Annotated in this window: 1 protein-coding gene; it reads left to right on the top strand. The window is 49.8% G+C overall.

Going from position 1 to position 869, the window contains the following annotated elements; all coding sequences use genetic code 11:
• On the top strand, positions 1-807 hold an 807-nt coding region (cysE, locus tag R7Q46_RS25880; RefSeq protein WP_318078043.1), incomplete at its 5' end, for a serine O-acetyltransferase.
• Positions 808-869 lie beyond the last annotated feature (62 nt).

Here is an 869-nt window from a genome sequence, read left to right as displayed (position 1 = left end):
AAACAAAAAGTCTGGAACAAAATTGTCTCAGAAGCCCGTGAAATGTCAGAGCAAGAGCCTATGTTGGCGAGCTTTTACCACGCTACCATCATCAAGCATGAAAGTTTGTGTGCGGCACTGAGTTACATTTTGGCCAACAAATTAAACACGGCGTCGATGCCAGCAATGGCCGTTCGTGAAGTGGTCGAAGAGGCATTTGCCGCAGACCCTACCATCACGGATTTTGCTGCGTGTGACATTTGTGCGACGGTCAACCGCGACCCTGCTGTTTCCATGTACTCAATGCCATTATTGTATTTGAAAGGTTACCACGCGCTGCAAGGCTATCGCGTGGCAAACTGGTTGTGGAAACAAGGCCGTCATGCCCTTGCGACGTATTTGCAAAACCAAATTTCTGTGGCGTGTCAGGTAGACATTCACCCAGCAGCACGTATTGGTAGCGGCATCATGCTCGACCATGCGACGGGCATCGTGATCGGTGAAACAGCGGTGGTTGATAACGATGTGTCGATCCTACAAGACGTCACCCTAGGTGGTACAGGTAAAGAGTGCGGCGATCGTCACCCGAAAATCCGTGAAGGCGTGATGATTGGTGCAGGTGCCAAAATTCTTGGTAATATCGAAGTGGGCGAAGGGGCGAAAATCGGCTCTTGCTCCGTAGTCTTGCAAGCGGTGCCACCGCACACAACCGTGGCGGGCGTACCCGCGAAAATCGTCGGTCGACCAAAAACAGACAAACCGTCTCTCGATATGGACCAAGGCTTTAACGGTAAATCACAAAGCTTTATCCATGGAGATGGCATTTAACCGTCTTCTGATCCTTTGACAATAATGTGGTAGGTAACTCTCAAGTGCGAAAACAAAATCAC

This window comes from Vibrio sp. 811 (assembly GCF_033339195.1).
Note: the sequence above shows the minus strand (reverse complement) of the source record. Positions and strands in the feature narration are given on the sequence as shown.